5 protein-coding genes are annotated in these 19,729 nt (G+C 74.0%); 1 reads left to right on the forward strand and 4 read right to left on the reverse strand.

Annotated elements, in window-relative coordinates:
• Positions 1-77: 77 nt before the first annotated feature.
• Together ACKY0W_RS20875 and ACKY0W_RS20880 are read right to left on the reverse strand one after the other, a co-directional pair.
• Positions 78-8,396: a PE family protein gene (locus tag ACKY0W_RS20875; protein ID WP_409435626.1), complete on the reverse strand. Its 8,319-nt coding sequence runs from the start codon at positions 8,394-8,396 to the stop codon at positions 78-80.
• Complete coding sequence (locus ACKY0W_RS20880; RefSeq protein ID WP_409435627.1) at positions 8,312-8,695, reverse strand: hypothetical protein; 384 nt, start codon at positions 8,693-8,695, stop codon at positions 8,312-8,314. The genes ACKY0W_RS20875 and ACKY0W_RS20880 overlap by 85 nt, the downstream gene beginning before the upstream one ends.
• 744 nt (positions 8,696-9,439) lie before the next feature.
• Here ACKY0W_RS20880 and ACKY0W_RS20885 point away from each other — a divergent pair.
• On the forward strand, positions 9,440-10,057 hold the full coding sequence (locus ACKY0W_RS20885) for a GNAT family N-acetyltransferase (RefSeq protein ID WP_406756746.1): 618 nt from the start codon (positions 9,440-9,442) through the stop codon (positions 10,055-10,057).
• 26 nt (positions 10,058-10,083) lie between these two features.
• Here the strand turns inward: ACKY0W_RS20885 and ACKY0W_RS20890 are convergent, their stop codons facing one another.
• Both ACKY0W_RS20890 and ACKY0W_RS20895 read right to left on the reverse strand, forming a co-directional pair.
• Positions 10,084-19,368 carry a PE family protein gene (locus ACKY0W_RS20890; protein WP_409435628.1) on the reverse strand — a complete coding sequence of 3,095 codons (9,285 nt, stop codon included), beginning with the start codon at positions 19,366-19,368 and terminating at the stop codon, positions 10,084-10,086.
• The gene (locus ACKY0W_RS20895) at positions 19,284-19,667 is read right to left on the reverse strand and encodes a hypothetical protein (protein WP_409435627.1); all 384 of its coding nucleotides are present in this window, start codon (positions 19,665-19,667) and stop codon (positions 19,284-19,286) included. Before ACKY0W_RS20895 ends, ACKY0W_RS20890 begins: the two co-directional genes overlap by 85 nt.
• Positions 19,668-19,729 lie beyond the last annotated feature (62 nt).

The raw sequence follows: 19,729 nt of genomic DNA on the forward strand, positions 1-19,729 counted from the left end.
ACGTACGAATCCCCGGATCCGACACCGAAGTGTCGGATCGGGGATTCGTACGTCTACGCCCCTGCCTAGGCTTCTGGCTAGGGTGCGCCCGTACCGCCGGCGCCACCGGCACCGCCCTGACCGATGGTGCCGCCGTTGGCCTTGCCGCCGTTGACACCGGCAGAACCCGACGAACCAGCGACACCGTCGCCGTTGGTACCGCCCGCACCACCCTTGCCACCGCTACCGCCGCTGCCCGCCCAGTTGGACTTGCTGGGCTTGGAGGCACCGTTGACGCCGTTACCACCCTTACCGCCCATGCCACCGGCACCGCCGTCAGCATTGGTGCCGTCGGTGTTGGCCCCGCCTTGCCCGCCGGTGCCACCCTGGCCGCCGGTACCGCCGCTGCCTCCGGTACCACCACCACCGGTGCCCTGACCGACGATGCCGTTGTAGCCGGCACCACCGGCGCCACCATTGCCGCCGACGCCTGCCTTACCGCCGACACCGCCCTGACCGCCCTGACCGCCGCCGCCGTGTGCACCGGCCTGTCCGTCGCCCAGCGCAACACCACCGGCGCCACCTTGGCCAGCCGCGCCGCCGATGCCGCCGTCGCCGCCCTGACCGCCGACACCGCCGGTACCACCGGTACGCCCGGGCAGACCCAGGGCGCCGGCACCGCCCGCACCACCGGTGCCGCCGTTGCCACCGGTACCGCCGCCGCCGCCGACCCCGCCGTTGCCACCGAGGCCGCCCGCACCACCGTCACCGGTGACGGTGCCGCCGGCACCACCGACACCACCGACGCCGCCCTTTCCACCGGCAAACCCGGTGGCACCCTTGGCGCCGTTGCCGCCCTCGCCGCCGGCCATCGAGTTACCGTTCGGGTCCTTGGGCTGGTTACCCGTGCCGCCGTTCGCGCCAACCGAGGTGTTGTTGCCGGCGATCCCACCGTTACCGGCGTTACCACCGGCGCCACCGGTGCCGTGCTGGCCGGCCGCACCACCGTTACCGCCGTTACCGCCTGCGGCACCGGCGCCGTTGGCGGCGTTGGTACCGGAGGTTCCAGCGGCACCGTTGCCGCCGACACCGCCGGCACCACCGTTGCCGTACTCGGCGGTGGAGTTACCGCCGGTACCGCCGTTGCCACCGACCTGCGCAAGGCCGCTGCCCAGCGTCGTGCCGTTGCCGCCGTTACCGCCGGTGCCGCCAGCGCCGACCGCGCCGTGGTTACCTGCGGCGCCGCTGTCGGCTTGGGTCACCCCGTCGCCACCCAGACCGCCAGCACCGGCCGCGCCGCCGGCTCCGTAGGTGCTGCTGCTGTTGCCGCCCTTACCGCCGTTACCGGCCGCGGCATTCGTTCCGCCACCGGCGCCGTCGCCACCGCGGCCGCCGACACCGGCGTTGCCGCCCTTGCCGCCGTTGCCGCCATGGCCGCCCGAGCCGTCCGCACCGCTGTTGCCATCGGTCGCCGTACCGCCGGCACCACCTTGGCCACCGGCACCGCCGGCGCCGCCCGCCCCGGCCGCGCCGGTGGCGTCACCGCCGACACCACCGTTGCCGCCGGTTCCGGCTGTGGCGTTGGTTCCCGCAGTGCCGTTGGCGGCGTTGCCGCCGACACCACCGTCACCACCGATACCGCCGTGGCCACCGGCGCCGCCGTCACCGGAGATGGAGCCACCGGCACCGCCGACACCACCGTTGCCGCCGGCCGTACCGGCCGTGCCGTCGGTGCCGTTGTTGCCGCTGGTGCCTCCGGCCACACCGTTGGATCCAGCGCCGCCGTCACCGCCGTCGCCGCCGTGTCCGATCGTGCCTGCCGCACCGCCGGTACCGCCGTTACCGCCGGACTGGCCGAGCGCGGCGTTACCGCCGTCGCCACCGTCACCGCCGTTGCCACCGAGCACCAGGCCGTCCTGGCCGTCGGAAGCAGCCGTGCCGTTGCCGCCGATGCCGCCGGTGCCACCCTGGCCCGCCGTTCCAGCGGTGCCGCCCTGGCCACCGTTGCCACCGGATCCAGCAATCGTGTCGCTGCCACCGCCGGCACCAGCGCCACCGTTACCACCGTTGGCTCCGTCGCCGGTGTTGCCTCCGGCGCCGCCCTTGCCGCCGGCACCGGCAGCGCCGGTGTTGCCGTTGGTGGCCGAACCACCGGCTCCACCACTACCGCCGTTACCACCGGCTCCACCGTCACCGTTGGTGCTGGTGGCGTCGCCACCGTTGCCGCCGTTGGCGCCGCTGCCGGCCGTCGCATTGGTTCCGGTTGCACCGTTGTCACCGGCACCGCCGTGGCCTCCGACACCACCGGCGCCACCGGTACCACCGACACCACCGTTGCCGGCCTCAGCACCACCGGCACCACCCTCACCGCCGCTACCGCCGTGGCCACCGGCAGAGCCGGCCGTGCCGTCACCGTTCGTGTCGGTGAGACCGTCGACACCGGCCGAGCCGACGCCGCCGTTACCGCCGGCGCCACCGGTGCCGATCACACCGGCGCTACCGCCCTTACCGCCGGATCCACCGTCCTGAGCCGAGCCGTCGCCCAGGGTCTGGCCGGCACCACCGTTACCGCCGGCGCCACCGTCACCGCCGGATCCGTTGGTGCCGTCCTGGCCGTCGCCCGCCGCAGCGCCACCCTTACCGACGCCGCCCGCACCGCCCGCGCCGCCGAGGCCACGGTTTCCGCCGTCACCGCCGACGCCACCGTTTCCGGCAGCGGCATCGATACCGCCGTTGCCACCGTTGCCGCCCGCACCACCGTTACCGGCGTTGCCGGCGTTGCCGCCCGCGCCACCGACGCCGCCGGCACCATTGGCGGTCTCGCCGCCCTGGCCACCGGCACCGCCGGAGCCCGCGTTACCGCCCAGGCCGCCGTTACCGCCAGTGTCGCCGGCCAAGCCGATGACACCGTCGCCACCGTTGCCGCCACTACCGCCGGTACCGCCCGCGCCGCCTGCACCTGCAGCACCCGAGGTGGTGCCTCCGGCGCCACCGTTACCGCCATGGCCACCGGTGCCACCATCGCCACCGAGAGTGCCGTTGCCGTCGATGTCGGTGCCGCCAACCAAGCCGCTACCGCCATGTCCACCAGCACCGCCGGCGCCACCGGTACCGATCGCACCCGCCGCACCACCGTTGCCGCCGTAGCCACCGGCCTGGCCGGTGACACCATCGGCGAGCATTGCGCCGTTGCCGCCGGCTCCACCGACACCACCATTGCCGCCGCCGGCAACCACGCCGCCCGCACCGTCGGAGCGGTAGGTGACACCGTCACCGTTCAGGCCGCCCTTACCGGCCGAACCAGCTGTACCGCGGTCGCCACCGGCGCCGCCGTTACCACCGTGCCCAGCAGTGTCGTCGGCGCCACCGCCGGCACCGTTACCACCGCGGCCACCGTCACCGGCCTGGCCGGAGGCGCCGCCGTTACCGCCGATACCACCGCTGCCGTTGAGCCCGGCGGTGCCGTTGGTGGCGCTACCGCCCTGACCGCCGCTACCGCCCTGGCCGCCGTTACCGCCCTGGCCGCCGTTACCGCCATCGGTGCCGTCGCCGCCGTTGCCGCCGCTGCCCGCGGCAGCGTCAGCGCCCGCGAGACCTTGCACGCCCGCACCGCCGGCACCACCGTTGCCGCCGGCACCGCCGACACCACCCTGGCCGCCGTTGCCGGAGATCGAGCCGCCCTTACCGCCGTTGCCCGCGCTACCACCGGCCGCACCGTTACCACCGGTTCCGCCGTTGGCCAGAGCAGTCGAGCCGGTCGCGCCCGCGGCACCGGCACCACCGTTACCGCCGGCACCACCGTTACCCACGGGTCCGGCATTGCCACCGTCACCGCCGGCCCCACCAAGCTGCGCGGTGCCATCGGCGAGCAGCACGCCGGTGCCGCCCTTGCCGCCTGCTCCGCCGTTGCCGCCGATAGCCGAGGTACCGGCATTACCGCTGCCCGCCTGGGTGGTGTGCCCGGCGTTCCAGCCGCCCGTACCCGCCGTGCCCGCCGTGCCGCGGACGCCGCCGTTACCACCGTCACCGCCGGAGCCGGCCACCGCACCACTGCCGCCGCCGGCACCGTCGGCACCGCGACCACCGTTACCGGCATTGCCGGCATTACCGGCATTACCACCAGCGCCACCGGATCCATCCACACCGGCACTGCCGTGACTGGAAGTACCGCCGGCACCACCGGTACCACCGGCGCCACCGTTACCACCGACGCCACCGTTGCCGCCGTCGGTTCCGTTCGCGCCGGAGCCACCGCTGCCGGGGGTAACCACGGCGCCACTGACGCCGTTGGCGCCGTGGCCGGCGTTACCGCCGCCGCCACCTACGCCACCTTGGCCGCCGGCACCGCCGTTGCCGTCATTCGTTCCGCCGGCACCACCGACACCGCCCGCACCGCCGACGCCGCCGTGGGTGCCGTTGGTGCCGTTGCCGTCGCTCAGCGTGACGCCGTCTTCACCAGCCGCACCAGCACCACCGTTGCCGCCGGCACCACCGGTGCCCACCGAAGCCGCGTTACCGCCGTGCCCACCGGCACCGCCGCCCTGGCCCGTGTCACTGCCACTGATCAGACCCGAGCCGATACCACCGTTGCCACCGGCACCGCCGTCGCTGCCGATACCGGACACGCCACCGCTGCCGTCCGCACCGTCGCCATTCGCGCCGGTACCGCCGGCACCGGCCGTGCCCGCGCCGGCGCCGTCGGCGCCATCGCCACCCGCGCCTCCCGCGCCCGCGCTGGCCGCGCCGCCGCCACCGAGGCCCTTACCACCGGATCCGGCCGTACCAGCGTTGCCACCGTCGCCGGCGTTACCGCCGACACCACCGGTGCCGGCGGCAGCGTCACCGCCCTGGCCGCCGACACCACCCTGGCCACCAGCACCGGCGTTCCCACCGTTACCGCCCGCGGTGTCGGCCACTGTTGCGTCCGCGCCCGCGCCGCCGGCGCCACCGTTGCCGCCCTTACCGGCGTTGCCGCCGGCGCCACCGTTGCCCGACGTGGTGCCACCGCTACCACCGGTGCCGCCGTTACCGCCGATGCCACCGACCGCACCCGCAGTGCCGTTGCCGTCGCCGCCCGTGATGCCGTCCACGGTCGCGCCGGCACCACCGGCACCACCCGCACCACCGTTGCCGGTCGCAGCCGCGTTACCGCCGGCGCCACCATGACCACCGCCCTGGCCGACGCCGCCGCTCAGACCCACGCCGGTGCCGCCCTGGCCACCGACGCCGCCGTCACTGGCAATACCGTCGGGGCGAGTGGAGCCATCCGCGCCGTTGGTGGTGCCGGTGCCGCCCAGGCCCACCTGGCCTGCTACACCACCGTCGGCGCCGTTACCGCCGTGACCGCCGTTCCCGGCGTTCGCCGCACCGCCGCCACCGAGGCCGGCGCCGCCATTGCCCGCGACGCCGCCATTGCCGCCGATGCCGGCATTGCCGCCGGCGCCACCAGTGCCGTTGGTGGCCGTGCCGCCCAGGCCGCCATTACCGCCGCCGCCACCGGCTCCAGCGTTGCCGCCGTTGCCACCGTCCGTGTCGGCCACGGTGGCGTCCGCGCCCGCACCGCCGGCACCACCCTGGCCACCGACGCCGCCGAAGCCACCCGCACCGCCGTTACCCGAGGTGCTGCCGCCGGCACCACCCTGGCCGCCGTCACCGCCGACTCCACCGACTGCACCGTCGGTGCCATTCCCGTCGTTGCCGGTGCTGCCGTCTACCGTCGCGCCGGCTCCGCCGGTGCCACCCATTCCGCCGTTACCGACTGCGGCGGCGTTACCACCCTGACCGCCGTTGCCGCCACCCTGCCCGGTGTTGGTCCCGCTGATCAGGCCGTATCCGTCGCCTCCGCGACCGCCATCTGCACCGTCGGCCGCTACGCCGTCAGCGCCCACGGCGCCGTCCGCGCCCGCGTCAACCCCAGCGCCACCCACGCCGGCCTGGCCGCCTGCGCCGCCGAGCGCGCCGTCACCGCCGTTGCCGCCGGCACCGGCGTTCGCACCGCCACCGCCACCGCTGCCCTGACCACCGACGGCCGCGGTCCCCGCGTTGCCGCCAGTACCACCGGCGCCACCCTGGCCGCCGGTGCCTTCGGCCGAGGTGCCGCCGGCACCACCGGTGCCGCCCGCGGCACCTGCACCGGCGCTACCACCGTTGCCGCCCGCGAGGTCCAACAGGTAGCCGTCGTCGGCTGCGCCACCGTTTCCACCGTTACCACCGGTGCCACCGTTACCACCGGCACCACCGTTTCCGGAGCCCACGCCAGCGGCGCCGCCCGCTCCACCGTTGCCGCCTACGGCACCGGTACCACCCGTGGTCCCGTCTATGACCACCGTCGTTCCGTTGATGCCCGACGCGCCGTTTCCGCCATCGCCGCCGACACCACCGTCGCCGCCGATACCGGCCGTACCACCGGTACCGCCGTTGCCACCGGCCTGCGGCACATTTCCACCGAGCAGTTCACCGTCGCCACCGCGGCCGCCGGTACCACCGTGGCCGCCGCCGCCCTCGGCACCATCAGCACCCTGGTCCGCCTGGACACTGTTGTCCGCGTTCCAGCCGCCGGCACCGCCGGCGCCAGCCTCGCCGCGGTTACCTCCGGTACCGCCTTGTGCACCGGAGCCGGCCGTGGCGTTGTTGCCGCCACCCGCACCGTCACCGCCGCGACCGCCGTTGCCGGCATTGCCGGCCGCGCCGCCGACACCACCCTGGCCGCCGTCACCGTCCGTGCCGGCGTTGCCCGCGGTCGCAGTGCCGCCGGCACCGCCCTGACCGCCGACACCACCGGCGCCGCCGTTGCCGCTGTCGCCACCGCCGATACCGACCGTGCCGTCACCGCCGCTGCCGGCCGTCGCATCAACACCGTCCTGGCCGTCGAGGCCGTGGCCACCGGCACCGCCGGTGCCACCGACGCCGCCCGCACCACCGGCGCCACCGTTGCCCGCGGTGCTACCGCCGGCCCCACCGATGCCGCCCGCACCACCGGCGCCACCGACAACGCCGTCCGTGCCGTCACCGCTGATGTTCGTGTGTCCGGCCGTGCCGGTCGCGCCCTTACCGCCGACGCCGCCGTTACCGCCGTCCCCGACCGCCCCGGCGTTACCACCGTTGCCGCCCTGGCCACCGGTCTGTACGGTGCCGTCGCCAAGCAGCTCGCCGGCACCACCGTTACCACCGTTGCCGCCGTTGCCGCCCGTGCCGTCTGCGCCCGTCGCGCCGGAGGCCGCGTGGTTAGCGCCACCGCTGGAGCCACCGGCGCCACCGGCACCACCGCTACCGATGGCACCACCGGCACCACCCTTACCGCCGTTACCGGCCGCTGCCCCGGTACCGCCGCCCGCACCGTCGCCGCCGTTACCACCGACACCGGTCGCGCCCGCGGCACCGCCGTCGCCACCGATACCACCGACACCGTGCGCACCCGCGGTGCCGTGCGCCGAAGTACCACCCGCGCCACCGTCGCCGCCGACACCACCAACGCCACCGTTGCCGGCGGTGCTGTTCGCGTCGCCACCGTCGCCACCGTTATCACCGCTACCGGCGGCCGCATTCAGACCCGCGGCGCCGTCATTGCCGGCGCCACCGACGCCACCGATGCCGCCGCGGCCACCGGCACCACCGGCACCACCATTGCCGGCGTCGGAACCGCCCGCACCACCGGCGCCACCGACACCACCGGCGCCACCGGCCAGACCCGTCGTGCCATCACCATTGGCATCGGTGTGTCCGGCCACGCCGACCGCACCGTCACCACCGGCGCCACCGGCGCCACCGTTGCCCAGCGAGCCAGCGTCACCACCACGACCACCGGCACCACCGGCACCACCGGCCACGGCCGCGTCGGCGCCGTCACCGCCGCGGCCACCGTTACCACCACCGGTCGCCGCCGCACCCGCGGCACCCGCCGTGCCGCCGGGCGCCGCCGCACCACCGGCACCGGCCACACCCGCGTCACCACCACGACCACCGGCACCACCGTCGATGTGAGCGCCATCGCCGTCGGCGCCGTCGCCACCGTTACCACCGACACCGGCGTTACCACCGTCACCAGCAGTGCCACCGACACCCGCGACACCCGACGACCCCAGCAGACCACCGGAACCAGCAGCACCACCACGACCGGCCGCACCACCGGTACCACCGTTGCCACCGTCACCGGCCGCGCCACCGTCGGCGCCCGGAGCCGTGGCGTTGATGCCGTCGCCGCCATCGCCACCATTACCACCGTCGGCACCAGCACCGCCGGCACCACCCTTACCACCGGAACCGATCAACCACGAACCACGACCACCAGCACCACCATTACCACCAGCACCACCATTAGCACCCGCAAGACCATTCAGCCCAGCACCAACAGTCGCCCCCGCAGCACCCACCGCACCATCGCCACCAAGACCACCATTACCGCCCGAACCGAACGCCAAACCAAGACCATCACCACCGACACCACCAACACCACCGGCACCACCAGCGATACCAGCACCACCAGCGCCGCCATCACCACCAAGACCCATCCACCAGCCGCCAGCACCACCAGCGCCACCATCGCCACCATCAATACCCGCACCACCGGCGCCACCATCGCCGAACATCCCCGCCGAACCACCCACACCACCGGTGCCATCGGCAGCGGTACCACCGGCACCACCATCACCGAACCACAAACCACCCGCACCACCAGCAGCCTGCGCCAGCGTCCCACCATCAATACCGTCAGCACCATTACCGATCAGAATCTGACCGAAACCAAAAATATTGACGAAATCATTGACCGCAGAACCAAACGAACTGTTGATCCACGCCTGACCCAAGTCATGCCACGGGTCATAGAACAACGACCCAAACCAATCATCAGCAGCCGCCGACCCCGGCACACCCGCCAACGACGCATCAAACGACAAACCAACATTGCTCAGCAACGGCTCCCACGAAGCCTGATCAAACAACGTCTCCCACGACGACGCCTGACTCAAATCACCAAGAGCCCCAGCCAAATCCGCGCCAACCAGATCAACAACCCAATCCAGCTCATCAGCATGCGCAACAGGCGCCCCAGACAACGGCGACAACCCAAACGCCAAAAACGCCCCAACCGCACTACCGGCAGCTGCCACTCGGCCACTCCGGCGGCGAACGGCGCCAGTGAAACCACGACGCTCTGCGCGGTGCTGCTTTCCAGTCATGTGGGACTCCCTATTCTGCTGCGAACCCATGTCGGTGATGTCTTCTCGGATCAAGTTTTTGAGTGTTTTACGGTGCTGATGTCTCAGCACCGTTGGGGGAACTTCGGGTGCTCGTTCTGGCGGTGTCGTTCGGCATTTCGGCCCTGCCGCCAGTCGGTTGTCGTGGCATCATGGGCGAACCCATTGGCGACGGCGTTGCCGTCAAAGGACTTCCAGGAGGAACCTGTAGTGATTACCGAAACCGACTCAACAACAACGGGTTCCGGTGCGCCATGAGCTCGCTGATGGCACGACAACTGGCTAACGTGACCGACGAGGTCCGTGCGGTTCCGGCCCCGCCGTTGCCGATATTCCCCGCCCCGTACAGCGTTCGCTTCGCAGACCCGGACGGCGACGCCGAGATGATCTCCGAGTGGATGAACCGGCCGCACCTGGTCGAGACGTGGCACTACGACTACCCGGCCGATCAGTGGCGTCAACACTTGGGCATCCAATTCGAGGGCAACTACTCCCGGCCGTACGTGTTCAGCATTGACGGCCGTCCGATGGGCTACATGGAGCTGTTCCGGGCCGCCCAGGACGACATCGCGACCATCTACGACGCCGACCCCTACGACATCGGATTGCACGCAGCCATCGCCGAACTCGACATGGTCGAGCACGGGCACGGGGCCATCATGTTCCGCGGATTCGTGGAAAGCGTGTTCGAGATCGAACCGCAGTGCCGACGAGTCCTCGGCGACACCTTCGCCGGCGAAAGCTCGTACGGGCGCCGATTCTGGGAGCGACGTGGTGGGGCGTTCCTTGGCGAACACTACGTGGAGAAATGGAACCAGCGCGTCGCGCTGTTCGCCTGGCCGCGAACGCCCGAGGACATTCCGGCCTACAGCGAAGACGCCTAGCGCCGGTCGCCAGGGGCGGCGGATCATCACGATCCGCCGCCCTTGCCTCCGGTGCCGCCGGCACCGCCTTGGCCGGGTGTGGCGTTATCGGTACCACTTGCATTGCTGCCTGCAGTGCCACCGCCACCGGTCAGACCACCCTGGCCAGAGCCACTCGTGCCGCCGGTACCACCGGTTCCGCCCTTACCGCCGGCACCAGCGGTCCAGCCGTTCTTACCGGTACTGCCGTTACCGCCGATGCCGCCCTTACCGCCGTTACCGCCGTTGCCGCCCTTGCCGTCCGCGCCGTCGGCACCGTTGGCGCCGGCGATGCCGCCGCCGTTGCGGAGGGTGCCTCCGGCACCGCCCTCGCCCGACGCCCCGCCGGTACCGCCGGTGCCGCCGTTGCCGCCAAGACCGCCGGCCCCGGCGGTGTTGCCCTTGGAGCCGGAACCGCCCGTACCACCCGTACCGCCGGCACCGCCGTTGCCGCCCGTGCCGCCGGCGCCACCCTTGCCGCCGGCGCCGCTGTTGCCGGACTCGGTACCACTGGCACCGCCCGCGCCGCCCGCACCGCCGGCGGCCGCGGCCGTTCCGTCGCCACCGACACCGCCGGTTCCGCCAGGAGCCTTCGAGCCACCCGTCGTTCCGGTTGTTCCGGTAGTGCCATTGGCCCCGAGTCCGCCCGCGCCACCCGTACCGCCCGCACCACCGTTGCCGTTGAGTGCCGCGTCGCCACCGGCGCCACCGGCGCCACCCTGCTGGGCGGCCGCGCCGCCCAGCACCGCATTGGTGCCGGTACCGCCGTTACCGCCGACGCCACCGTTTCCGGTGCTACCGGCAGCCCCGGCCTGACCACCGGCCGCCTGCGCGGTGTGATCGGCGTTCCAGCCGCCGGCCCCGGCGGTGCCAGCGGTTCCTGCCGTACTGGAGCTGTCGCCGCCGTTACCGCCGGACCCGGCCACCGCACCACCGCCGCCACCGGCACCGTTACCGCCGCGACCGCCATCACCGGCGTTACCGGCGCTACCGGCGTTGCCGCCCTTACCGCCCACGCCGTCAGCACCCGCGGTGCCGTGGGCAGAGCTGCCGCCGAAGCCGCCGTTGCCGCCGACACCGCCGTCCGCACCGTTGCCCGCCGTGCCGGTGGCGTCGCCACCGTCGGTGCCGCTTCCACCGCTGCCCGCCGCCGCATCGCCGCCAGCGGCTCCGTCGGCGGCGTCGCCGCCGTTACCGCCCGAACCCGCCGCGCCACCGACGCCGCCGGCGCCACCGTTACCGGCCTGGCTGCCGCCCGCGCCACCGCTACCGCCGTGGCCGCCGTCGCCGCCGGCCACACCGTTGGTGCCGTCGCCGGATGCCTCGGTGCTGCCGTTGGTGCCGGTAGCGCCGGCACCGCCGGCCCCACCGTTGCCGCCGTTACCGACAGCGCCGCCGGCACCACCGTCACCGCCGCTACCGCCGGACTGGGCGACGCCGTCACCGAGCATCACGCCCGTGCCGCCGGCACCACCGTTACCGCCGTTGCCGGTGCTGACGTTGCCGTCCGCGCCGGCCTTGCCGTTGGCCGCGATGGTGTTGTCGCCGCCGACGCCGCCATTGCCGGCGCTACCGCCGTATCCGGCGTAACCGCCGGCGCCACCGTCGCCGCCGTCGCCGGCGACATGGTCGGCACCGCCGCCGGCACCGTTACCGCCGTTGCCACCGCGCCCGGCCGCACCGCCCGCACCGCCGTTGCCGCCGACGCCACCAGCACCCGTGCTGCCCTGGGTTCCGTTGGTGGCGGTACCACCGAGGGCACCCGCACCACCGTGGCCGCCGGCGCCGCCGTTACCGCTGAGACCGGCGTCGCCACCGTCGCCACCGTCGGCGCCGCTACCGGCCACCGCATTCTGCCCGTCGGTTCCTTGCGCGACGCCACCGATGCCGCCGGTACCACCGACACCGCCACGGCCGCCGGCGCCACCGTTACCGGAGATGCTGCCGCCGGCGCCACCCACGCCGCCGTTGCCGCCCATGCCGCCGTCGGCACCGTTGGTGCCGTCGCCATTGCCATCGATGATTCCGTTGGCACCCAGAGCGCCGGCGCCGCCGTTACCACCGGCACCACCGTTTCCGATCGTGCCGGCCGCGCCACCTATGCCGCCGTTACCGCCGGCCTGGGAAGACCCATCGGCGAGCACCTGGCCCGTGCCGCCGTGGCCGGCGTTGCCGCCATTGCCGCCGACTCCGAGAGCGCCGTCGATGCCCGCCTTGCCCGGGCCGCCCGTACCGGTACCGCCGGCACCACCGAGGCCTGCCGCAGCGCGGTCACCACCGTCGCCGCCGTTGCCGCCTGCGCCGGCCACCGCGTTGTTGCCACCGCCCGAGCCATTGGCACCGGTACCGCCGTTACCCGCGTTTCCGGCGTTACCGCCGTTACCGCCGTTGCCCGCGGTGCCGTTGACGGCGCTGCCGCCCTTGCCACCGGCCGCACCGGATGCGGCGTTGCCGCCGTCACCGCCGCTGCCGCCTGCCGAGCCGCCCGTGCCGAGGGCTCCGTTGCCACCAGCACCGCCGCTGCCGCCGTTACCACCGTTACCGCCGTTACCCGCGTTGCCGGAGATGGAGCCGCCGTTGCCGCCGCTACCGCCGACCGCGCCGGCAGTACCCGATGCGCCGTCGGTTCCGTTGCCGTCGCCACCGGTGATCCCGGCCGCGCCGGTGGTACCGGAACCACCGTTACCGCCGTTACCGCCGTTACCGATGTTGCCGCCGTCGCCGCCGTTACCGGCCTTACCGCCGGCCTGACTCGTGCCCTGAGCGTTGCCGCCGTTACCGCCGTTACCGCCGTTACCGCCGTGTGCGCCCGCCAACCCGTCGGTGCCGTCGGCCCGCTGAGTTACGCCATCACCGTTGTAGCCACCGGTGCCTCCGATACCGGCAGTGCCGACGTTGCCACCGGCACCGCCGTTACCACCGGATCCAGCGAGGCTGTTGACACCACCGCCGGCACCGTTGCCACCGCGACCGCCATCCGCGCCGGTTCCGGCGTTACCGGCGTTGCCGCCGACTGTGCCCAGACCATTGGTGCCGGCTGTGCCGTTGGTGGCGGTACCACCGGCACCGCCGTTACCACCGCTGCCGCCGTTACCACCGCTGCCGCCGTTGCCGCCGTTGCCGCCGTTGCTGCCGACGCCTCCGGTTCCGGCGACCGCGTCTTGGCCGGCCTTGCCTTGGAAGCCGTTGCCGCCGTTGCCGCCGTTGCCCGCTGCGCCGGCGCCGCCACCGGCACCACCGTTGCCGGCGATCGAGCCGCCCTTGCCGCCCGCGCCGCCGTCGCCGCCCGAGCCGCCGGACTGGCCGCTGATGCCGTTGACCGAACTGGACGTGCCGCTGGCGCCGTTGCCGCCGACGCTGCCGGCACCGCCGGCGCCACCGGCGCCACCGTTGCCGTAGGTGCCGGCGTCACCGCCGAGTCCGCCTGCGCCACCTTCCTGCGGGTTGCCGTTGGCCAACACCGCACCGTTGCCACCGCGGCCACCGGCACCGCCGTTGCCGCCGGTTGCCGCACCGCCGTTGCCGCCGTTGACGGCCTGCTGGCCGTCGCCGCTCAGGCCGCCCTTACCGCCGAGTCCGATCGCACCGCGGTCACCGCCGTCACCGCCGTTACCGCCGTGTCCGGCAATCGCGTTCGAGCCGCCACCGGCGCCATTGGCACCGGTACCGCCGTTACCCGCGTTACCCGCGGCGCCGCCCTGGCCGCCGACGCCACCGGCCCCGGCCGCACCGTTGTTGCCGAGCGTTGCCGTGCCCCCGACACCACCGGCGCCACCGTTGCCACCGAGACCACCCGAGCCACCGTCGCCGCCGTAACCGCCGTTGCCGCCGGAAAGTCCGCTACCGAATGCCACCGATGCGGCGTTGGCACCGTTGGCGCCGGAACCACCGCGGCCACCGGCGCCACCAGCGCCGCCAGCGCCACCGGCACCGGCGTCACCGGAGATGCTCCCGCCTTCGCCGCCGTCACCGCCCGCACCGCCGGCACCACCGAGACCGCCGTTGGTTCCGCTGCCGCCGTTGCCCGCACCGTCGACGATCCCGTCGACACCCGTGGTGCCGGCCGAACCGATTCCGCCGTTACCGCCGGCGCCGCCGACGCCGACCGGTCCGGCCGCGCCGCCGCGGCCACCATCGCCACCGGCCTGAGGCGATGCATCGGCGTGCACCACGCCGGCGCCACCGTTGCCGCCCGCACCGCCGTTACCGCCGGTCGCCGCGGCACCTGCCGCACCGTTGGCGGCCTGGTCGGTGTTGTCGCCGTTCCAACCGCCTTCACCAGCGGTCGCGCCGGCCTCGCCACGGACACCGCCCTGACCGCCTGCACCACCGTTGCCAGCCTTGGCCCCGGCGCCTCCGCCGGCACCGTGGCCGCCCTGGCCGCCGTTACCGGCATTGCCCGCATCACCGGCGTTCCCGCCGACGCCGCCGACCCCGGTGACGCCAGCCGAACCGTTGGTGGCGCTGCCGCCCGCACCGCCGTTGCCGCCCTGGCCGCCGTTGCCGCCCTTGCCGCCGTCGCCGGCGTCGCCACCGTTGGTGCCGTCACCGCCGGTGCCCGCACCGGCGTTGATGCCGGCGGTTCCGTCGGCACCGTTGCCGCCGTTACCGCCGTGGCCTGCTGCGCCGCCGCTACCGCCGGCACCACCGTTGCCGGAGACAGAGCCGCCGGCACCACCGACACCACCGACGCCGCCGGCACCACCGTCGGCACCGTCGGTGCCGTTGCCGTTGGGGTCGGTAATGCCGTCGACCGTCGCACCGGTGCCGCCGTTACCGCCGGCACCACCATTGCGCACCGACGAGCCGTCACCACCGGCACCACCGGCGCCACCGCCCTGGCCGGTGTTGGTTCCGCCGATCAGGCCGGCACCAGCACCGCCCTGGCCACCGGCGCCACCGTCGCTGCCCTGGCCACCGTTGCCGGCTCCGCCCTGGGCTCCGGTCGCAGTGCCGGTGCCGCCGACGCCTTCGGTTCCCGCGCTGCCGCCGTCCGCACCCGCGCCGCCGGCACCACCGGCACCCGCGTTGGCCGCGCCGCCACCACCGAGGCCGGTACCACCCTTGCCCGCGATGCCGGCATTGCCACCGTCACCGGCGTTACCGCCGGCACCACCGGTGCCGTTGTTGGCCACACCACCGCTACCACCGGTACCGCCCTGGCCGCCGGCTCCGGCGTTGCCGCCGTAGCCACCATCGGTGTCGACGACCGTCGCGTCTCCACCGGCGCCACCGGCGCCACCATTGCCGCCGTTACCGGCGTTACCGCCGGCACCACCATTGCCTGAGGTGGTTCCGCCGGCACCACCGGTACCACCGTTGCCGCCCACGCCGCCGAGGAAGCCGTCGGTGCCGTTGCCGTTGGGGTCGGTGATGCCGGCGACAGTCGCGCCGACACCGCCGGTACCACCGGTACCACCGTTTCCGACCGCTGCCGCGTTACCACCGGCGCCGCCGTGACCACCGCCCTGACCGGTCAGCCCGTCGCTGGCCAGACCACTGCCGTCGCCACCGTTACCACCGGCCGCACCGCCGCTGCTCAGACCGGCCTCGCCCGCGCCACCGTCGGCACCGGCCTGCACGCCCGCGCCACCGGCGCCCAAGTTGCCCGCCGCACCACCGTCGGCACCGTTACCACCGGCACCACCGCTACCGGCGTTGTCGGCGCCACCGCCACCAAGGCCCTTGCCACCGGCCGCTGCGGTACCTGCCGCACCACCGTCGCCGGCGTCACCGCCCGCGCCACCGGTGCCGTTGGCCGAGGTGCCACCCGCACCACCGGCGCCGCCCGCACCACCGGTGCCGGCACTACCACCGTTGCCACCGGCCGCACCGGCCACCGTCGCATCGTCTGCCGCACCGCCCTTACCACCGGACGCACCGGCACCACCGGAACCACCGGCACCACCGGTGCCCGAGTTGCTACCGGCCGCACCACCAACGCCACCGGCGCCGCCGGCACCACCGACACCACCGGTCGTGCCGTTGCCTCCGCCGTCGGTGAACCCGTCAGCTCCAGCGAAGCCCGAACCGCCGGCGCCGCCGGCACCACCATTGCCGTTCGTGGCCGCGTTACCGCCGGCGCCACCCTGGCCGCCGGCCTGGCCGGTCAGCCCGTCGCTGGCCAGACCACTGCCGTCGCCACCGTTACCGCCGGCCGCACCGCCGCTGCTCAGACCGGCCTCGCCCGCGCCACCGTCGGCACCGGCCTGCACGCCCGCGCCACCGGCGCCCAAGTTGCCCGCCGCGCCTCCGTCGGCACCGTTACCACCGGCACCACCGTTACCGGCGTTGTCGGCGCCACCGCCACCAAGGCCCTTGCCGCCGGCCGCTGCGGTACCTGCCGCACCACCGTCGCCGGCGTCACCGCCCGCGCCACCGGTGCCGTTGGCCGAGGTGCCACCCGCACCACCGGCGCCGCCCGCACCACCGGCCCCGGCGCTTCCGCCGTTGCCACCGGCCGCACCGGCCACCGTCGCATCGTCTGCCGCGCCACCGTTACCACCGGAGGCACCGGTACCACCGGCACCACCGGCACCACCGGTGCCCGAGTTGCTACCGGCCGCACCGCCGGCACCACCGGCGCCGCCGGCACCACCGACACCACCGGTCGTACCGTTGCCGTTGCCGTCGGTCGTTCCGTTCGCACCATCGGCAGCCGCACCGCCGGCACCACCGGCACCACCGTTGCCGTTCGCGGCGGCGTCACCACCGGCACCACCGGCACCGCCGGCCTGACCGGTGAGGCCGTCGCTGGCCAGGCCGCTACCGGCACCGCCGTTACCACCGGCCGCGCCATCACTGCTCAGACCGTCCACGCCCGCGTCGCCAGAGGCACCGCCCGCGACACCGCTTCCGCCGGCGCCGCCAGCGCCCGCCGCGCCACCGTCGGCGCCGTTACCGCCGGCGCCGCCAGCGCCGGCTGCGTCGCCTCCTCCGCCGCCGAGGCCCTTGCCACCGGCAGTCGCCGATCCGGCCGCGCCACCGTTACCGGCGTCACCGCCCGCGCCGCCGGTGCCGTTGGCCGACGAGCCGCCGGCGCCGCCCTTGCCGCCCGCACCACCGGTACCGGCACTGCCGCCGTTACCACCGGCAGCACCGGCGACCGTCGCGTCGTCGGCGGCGCCGCCGCTACCACCAGCGCCACCCTGGCCGCCGATACCGCCGGCACCACCGGTACCGGAGTTGGATCCGGCCGAACCACCGGCGCCACCCTGGCCACCGGCACCGGCGTTGCCGCCCGCGGTACCGCTGCCGCTGTTGTCTGTCGTGCCTTGCGTACCGTTGGCACCCGCGCCGCCGGCGCCGCCCGCACCGCCGTCGCCATCGGTGGCGGCATTGCCACCCTGACCACCGACGCCGCCGGCCTGGCCGGTTACGCCATCGCTGGCCAGACCGACACCCTTGCCACCTGCGCCGCCGGCGCCACCGTCGCTGCCCGCACCGACATTGCCCGCGCTACCGGCCGCGCCACCGTCGGTCCCGGTTCCGGCCGTCCCGGCCGCTCCGCCGACCGCACCATCGCCACCTTGGCCACCGGCGCCGGCTGCGTCGAAGTCCCCGCCGCCGAGGCCCGCGCCGCCAGCCGCGGCCTGCCCGGCCGCGCCACCGTTACCCGCGGCACCGCCGGCACCACCGGCGCCGATCGCGGAGACGCCACCCGCACCACCGTCACCACCGAGGCCGCCGGCACCGGCGTTACCACCGGTACCACCGGCGTTGCCGGCCACCGTCGCGTCGTCGGCCGCGCCACCGTTACCACCGAGGCCGCCGGTTCCGCCCGCGCCGCCTACGCCGCCAGTGCCGGAGTTGGTGCCGCCGGCACCACCGGTGCCACCCGCACCGCCGGCACCGCCCGTTGCGCCCGCGGTGCCGTTGCCATTGCCGTCGGTGACACCGTGCTCACCGGTCGCACCCCGGCCACCGGCGCCACCCGCGCCGCCGTCGCCATCGGTGCCGGCGTCGCCACCGTTACCACCCTGGCCACCGGCCTGCGCGGTGCCGTCGCCAAGGAGCTCACCTGCGCCACCGACACCACCGGCACCACCATTGCCCTCGGCACCGTCAACACCCGTCGCACCGGTCGCGGCGTAAGCAGACCCGCCGCTGGAGCCGCCTTTACCACCAGTGCCACCCTGGCCCGCAGTGGAGGCTGCCGCACTACCACCGTTACCGCCGGAACCGGCCGCTGCGGCATTACCGCCACCGGCACCGGCACCACCGGCACCACCATTGCCTGCCTGACCACCGGCGCCACCGTCGCCGCCGATACCACCGACACCGTGCGCACCCGCGGTGCCGTGCGCCGACGTACCGCCCGCGCCACCCGCACCGCCGACACCGCCGACGCCGCCGTTGCCGGCCGTGTTCGTCGCGTCGCCACCGTCGCCACCGGTGTCACCACTGCCGGCGGCCGCATCCACACCCGCGGTGCCATCGGCACCGGCGCCACCGACACCACCGGTGCCGCCGCGGCCACCGGCACCACCGACACCACCGTTGCCGGCGTCGGAACCGCCCGCACCACCGGCACCACCGACACCACCGGCGCCACCGGCCAGACCCGTCGTGCCATCACCATTGACATCGGTGTGGCCCGCGAGGCCGACCGCACCGTCACCACCGGCGCCACCGGCGCCACCGTTGCCCAGCGAGCCAGCGTCACCACCCTTGCCGCCCGCACCACCAGCGGTCCCGACGATGCCGGCGTCGGCACCGTCACCGCCGCGGCCACCGTTACCACCACCGGTCGCCGCCGCACCCGCAGCACCCGCTGTGCCGCCCGGTGCCGCCGCACCACCGGCACCGGCCACACCCGCGTCACCACCACGACCACCGGCACCACCGTCGACATACGTCGAGTCGCCGTCGGCGCCGTCGCCACCGTTACCACCGACACCGGCGTTACCACCGTCACCAGCAGTGCCACCGACACCCGCGACACCCGACGACCCCAGCAGACCACCGGAACCAGCAGCACCACCACGACCGGCCGCACCACCGGTACCACCGTTGCCACCGTCACCGGCGTGGCCGCCCGCTCCACCGGGGGTCGTGGCGTTGATGCCGTCGCCGCCATCGCCACCATTACCACCGTCGGCACCAGCACCGCCGGCACCACCCTTACCGCCGGAACCGATCAACCACGAACCACGACCACCAGCACCACCATTACCACCGGCACCACCATTAGCACCCGCAAGACCATTCAGCCCAGCACCAACAGTCGCCCCCGCAGCACCCACCGCACCATCGCCACCAAGACCACCATTACCGCCCGAACCGAACGCCAAACCAAGACCATCACCACCGACACCACCAACACCACCGGCACCACCAGCGATACCAGCACCACCAGCGCCGCCATCACCACCAAGACCCATCCACCAGCCGCCAGCACCACCAGCGCCACCATCGCCACCATCAATACCCGCACCACCGGCGCCACCATCGCCGAACATCCCCGCCGAACCACCCACACCACCGGTGCCATCGGCAGCGGTACCACCGGCACCACCATCACCGAACCACAAACCACCCGCACCACCAGCAGCCTGCGCCAGCGTCCCACCATCAATACCGTCAGCACCATTACCGATCAGAATCTGACCGAAACCAAAAATATTGACGAAATCATTGACCGCAGAACCAAAC

This window comes from Mycobacterium sp. SMC-14 (genome assembly GCF_046250075.1).
GTDB lineage: Bacteria > Actinomycetota > Actinomycetes > Mycobacteriales > Mycobacteriaceae > Mycobacterium.

Excerpts from the sequence above, each read along its gene's own strand:
- ACKY0W_RS20880 (WP_409435627.1), bottom strand. The coding sequence starts at position 8,695 with ATGGTGCTGACGGTATTGATGGTGGGACGCTGGCGCAGGCTGCTGGTG.
- ACKY0W_RS20885 (WP_406756746.1), top strand. The coding sequence starts at position 9,440 with ATGGCACGACAACTGGCTAACGTGACCGACGAGGTCCGTGCGGTTCCG.
- ACKY0W_RS20895 (WP_409435627.1), bottom strand. The coding sequence starts at position 19,667 with ATGGTGCTGACGGTATTGATGGTGGGACGCTGGCGCAGGCTGCTGGTG.